Origin of the sequence: Desulfonatronospira sp. (assembly GCA_003563255.1) — a bacterium.
GTDB lineage: Bacteria > Desulfobacterota > Desulfovibrionia > Desulfovibrionales > Desulfonatronovibrionaceae > Desulfonatronospira.
This window is the reverse complement of the sequence record PWSL01000071.1, coordinates 1-4594: the sequence shown is the minus strand read 5'-3', so window position 1 is coordinate 4594 and position 4594 is coordinate 1. Positions and strand designations below refer to the sequence as shown.

Annotated in this window: 2 protein-coding genes and 1 pseudogene; all 3 read left to right on the top strand. The window is 51.4% G+C overall.

Annotated elements, in window-relative coordinates; genetic code table 11:
- Positions 1 to 945 precede the first annotated feature (945 nt).
- The gene (locus QZP87_RS02045; protein WP_291321256.1) at positions 946 to 1767 is read left to right on the top strand and encodes a 4Fe-4S binding protein; all 822 of its coding nucleotides are present in this window, start codon (positions 946 to 948) and stop codon (positions 1765 to 1767) included.
- Positions 1768 to 1925: 158 nt separating this feature from the next.
- Positions 1926 to 3623, top strand: a complete 1698-nt coding sequence (hcp, locus tag QZP87_RS02040; RefSeq protein WP_291321255.1) for a hydroxylamine reductase — start codon at positions 1926 to 1928, stop codon at positions 3621 to 3623.
- Positions 3624 to 3936: 313 nt separating this feature from the next.
- Positions 3937 to 4594: pseudogene (locus QZP87_RS02035) on the top strand (cell filamentation protein Fic); the annotation flags it as partial.

Sequence of the window (4594 nt, the reverse complement as noted above, 5' to 3'; positions counted from 1 at the left end):
CTTATGCCCGGGCATGATTACGGCCCTACACCAACATCAACCCTTGGTCAGGAAAAAAAGCATAACATAAATGCCGTGGAGTATGGATTCCACAAGCCGTAAGATTATTCTCTCCTGCCATTTGCCTCCTGAGGATCTGTCACGATATAAGTGTTATATTTGTCTTATTGTTCCCACGCTCTGCGTGGGAACATTCCCTGGATGCTCAGCGTCCACAATGACCGCAGGAGCGGTCGGGCTACGCTCCCACGCTGAGCGTGGGAACGATAACCCCCCCAGATTATGCAAGCATTATGTAACACTTATTTTATGACAAACCCTGACTCCTGCGACTGAAAAAAGGAGTTTTTGCAGTCGATTAATTATAGTGATTACCAGCAACTATTTCATCATTTGTAAATTGGATTTACAATTTATGAAATTGGTCTTTAGGCCCTCCCTGAACCCCTGTTTGTCTCCTGCATCCCTGTCACGTTAAACTTTCTTCAATTTAACTGGGCTTCTTCCAACTCACCGTAGTCCTAAAAAAAAGAAAATTCTCACGCAAAGACGCCCCGGTTGAATGCCCTTCGGGCTTGCTCTTCGAGCAATTCAACTGGGCAGGCAAAGTACGCAAAGTCAAAGACGCCAAGCAGGTGTATTGTCCAAAACCGGGGCACGGTTTTGGACAAGGCTGCCTTCCTTAGCGATCTTTGCTTGCCCGGTTAAATGCGTAAGCACCTCGAAGAGTATTTAACTGGGCGCCTTTGCGTGAAAAAAATGGGTTGCGGGTGTAGCAAGCTTTAGTTTTTTTCCGCCTTCTTGATTTAAGTCAAGGAACGGCCATTGCTGATGAGGCATAACTTATTCACGCCGGGCGGGAAAGTCCTGTTTGGAGCAGGTGCAAACCGTCCTGCCCGGTGAAGAATTAAGTTGTTCGTATTTCAAAACAGGGAGGAAAAAAACATGGCCAGAGAAATTAGAGATATTGTCAAAATCGATGAGGAACTTTGCGACGGTTGCGGACTGTGCGTGCCGGGATGCGAAGAAGGAGCCATTGAAATCCGGGACGGTAAGGCCAGACTGGTGGCGGAAAAGTATTGCGACGGGCTGGGGGCCTGCCTGGGTCACTGCCCCACTGGGGCCATCACGGTCATTAAGCGCGAGGCGGATTCCTTTGACATGGAAGCAGTGGAGGAAAGGCTGCGGGAGCAGGAAACATCCGGACAGGCTTTGCAGGAAAAGCCGGAACCAGCCTCTCGGCTTGGCTGCGGCTGCCCCGGTTCAGCCATGGCTGACTTTGCTCCGGATAAGGCACATACACCGGCGCAGGGAACTGAGAACATTCAGCCAGCTCTTACTCACTGGCCGGTACAGATAAGGCTCGTACCTCCGCATGCGCCGTTTCTTAAAGGAGCCCATCTGTTGATTGCAGCCGACTGCGTACCTGTTGCCTACCCGGGACTGCACCAGGATCTTCTGCCCGGCAGGAAGATAATGCTTGGATGCCCCAAGTTTGATGACGGCCATGATTATGTTGAGCGCCTGACGGAAATATTCAGGCAGGCGGACATCAAAAGCGTAACAGTTGCCTCCATGGAAGTCCCCTGCTGCGCCGGAATGGTCAAGATTGTTGAAAAGGCGGTTGTCCAGGCAGGCAAAGACATGGCTGTTGAAGAAGTGGTCATCTCCAGGCAGGGTCAGGTTATGCCTCAGGGCAGACCCGGGGCAGAACAGTCCAGACAAAAGCATGTCCAGGTACAGCAGGGCAGTTGTGCCTGCATGTAATTATTCAGCTTGGAAAAGATAGATTGAAAATAAACAATAAAAAAATGTTAAATGTTGTTAATTTTGACTTAAGTCAAAGATTTTAAAAATACATGCGCTATTTGTATTTATACGGGAATACTCCCCAAACCAGAAAAACAATTCAAAGGAGGCTCATTATGTTTTGTTATCAATGCGAACAGACTGCCAAAGGTGAAGGATGCACCAAGATAGGAGTGTGCGGAAAGCAGCCGGACACTGCCGAACTCCAGGACCTGCTGGTGTTTGCCCTCAAGGGCCTGTCCCAGGTGGCCATGGCCGGGCGGGAAAAAAATGTTGTGGACACCAAAGTGGGCAGGTTTATCTCCGAGGCCATGTTTTCCACCCTGACCAATGTCAACTTCGACCCGGAACGTATTGCCGGACTGGTCAAGGATACCGTGGAACTCCGGGATGAGCTGAAATCCAAGGTGTCCCAGGCCGGAGGCAATGTCCCCGCCTCTGAAGCCGTCGGCTTTGTCCCGGAAAACACTGTGGAGGGCATGGTCTCCCAGGGGGAAAAGCATGGAGTGATCGCCGACAAGGATCCCAACGAGGACATCCACTCCCTGAAGCAAACCGTTATCTACGGCATCAAGGGCATCTGCGCCTATGCCGATCATGCGGCCATACTGGGACGGGAGGACGACGCTGTGTACGAATACGTCCAGAGGGCCCTGGCTTCAACCCTGCGTGAGGACCTGAGTCTGGAACAGTGGATTGAACTGGCCATGGAATGCGGGCGTACGAATATCCGGGCCATGGAACTGCTGGATGCCGGCAATACTGGAACTTATGGTCATCCCGAACCTACAAAGGTGCCCCTGGGACCCAAAAAGGGCAAGGCCATCCTGGTTTCCGGGCATGATTTAAAGGATCTGGAAATGCTCTTGAAGCAGACCGAGGGCAAGGGCATAAACATTTACACCCACGGTGAGATGCTGCCCTGCCATGGCTATCCTGAACTGAAAAAGTATTCCCATTTTCATGGTCATTACGGCACTGCCTGGCAGAATCAGCGCAAGGAGTTTTCACAGTTCCCCGGACCCATTCTCATGACCACCAACTGTATCCAGAAGCCTCAGGAATCCTACAAGGACCGCATCTTTACCACCGGCCTGGTGGGCTGGCCTGGAGTGGCCCACGTCAATGGTGACCAGGAAAGCACGTCCCTGCTGGAACGTCTCAAGGCAGTGGTGGGCATGGCCAGCAAAGGAGAAAGTGAAAAGGACTTCAGTCCGGTTATTGACAAGGCCCTGAGCATGGACGGATTTGCAGCTGATGAAGACAAGGGTCATGTCATGGTGGGGTTTGGCCGCAATGCAGTCATGTCCGTAGCTGGCAATGTCATTGATGCAGTCAAGGGCGGCAATATCCGGCATTTCTTCCTGGTGGGCGGCTGCGACGGAGCCAAGCCGGACCGCAACTACTACACGGAGTTTGTGGAGAAGGTGCCAGGTGATTGCGTAGTCCTGACCCTGGCCTGCGGCAAGTTCAGGTTCTTTGACAAGGATCTTGGGGAAATCGGGGGTATACCCAGGCTTCTGGACGTGGGGCAGTGCAACGATGCCTATTCCGCGGTAAAGATCGCCATGGCCCTGGCCGAGGCCTTTGAATGCGGAGTAAACGACCTGCCTCTGTCCTTGGTGCTGTCCTGGTATGAACAGAAGGCTGTGGCCATTCTATTGTCCCTGCTGGCCCTGGGTGTCAAAGACATCCGCCTGGGACCTTCACTGCCGGCTTTTGTCAGCCCCAACGTCCTCAATTATCTTGTGGAAAACTATGACATAAAGCCCATAAACACCCCTGATGAAGACCTTAAGGCCATCCTGGGATAAACCGGCTGTAAATAACACTACAACGAAACTTATGACTGACCTCCGGGGACTGGCTCTCCCCGCACTTATTTTAAAACCTGTCAATCTTCCTTTAGAAAAATAAGTGCGGGGGTGCCTGTCCCCTGCTTTCCTTACTGGGCGGGCGGGTTGCTGAAAGAATACCATCAGCTTATGGTGGCCAGCAATGGGGAAAAAGCCAGTTTCATAAGCACGGGTATCACCACCAGGGTGAAGTCAAGAATTCTCTTGACGCATAAAGGATACTGGTTGAAAATCAAATTTCAGAATTATATCTATAAAGGAATTTTTTTTCATGGCAAGGAATCAATTTTCAGGCCCTGCGACCTTTTTTCGGGACAGGCGGCTTCCGGTAAAGGCAATTCCGGCAGGTTACAGTGCTTTAATCGATTATTTTGATCTCAGGGTCCCTTTACCCCGGACCCTTTTTGCCATCGGAGACAGACACAGAACCATTCAGGAGCAGGGCTGGCATATACTTACTCCACGCCACACCCCATCTCCCGATATACAAAGCCATCTCAAGTTTGCCATCAAGTACGAGGGCCTGGATTTGGCCGTCCTCAAACGGCTGTTTCAGGCAACAGGTCCCAAACCCATAGAAGCAATGGTTAAATCCAGCCCCACCGGCTCATATGCCAGGCGTTGCTGGTTTCTTTACGAATGGCTCTTGAGTGAAGAGCTGAATCTTCCGGACGCCCGGACCGGCCGTTATGTTTCAGTAGTGGATCCAAACATGCAGTTTGCTATGCAGGGAAAGGGCTCACCCCGGCACCGTGTGCGCAACAACCTGCCTGGAACCCGTGCATTCTGCCCCATGGTCTTCTGTACACAAGTTCTGCAGGAATTCATGGACCAGAAACTCAAACAGAAAACCCTGGAAATAATCGATGACGTGCCCAGGGACATCCTGGCCAGGTCATCAGCATTTCTACTGCTTAAAGACTCTAAGG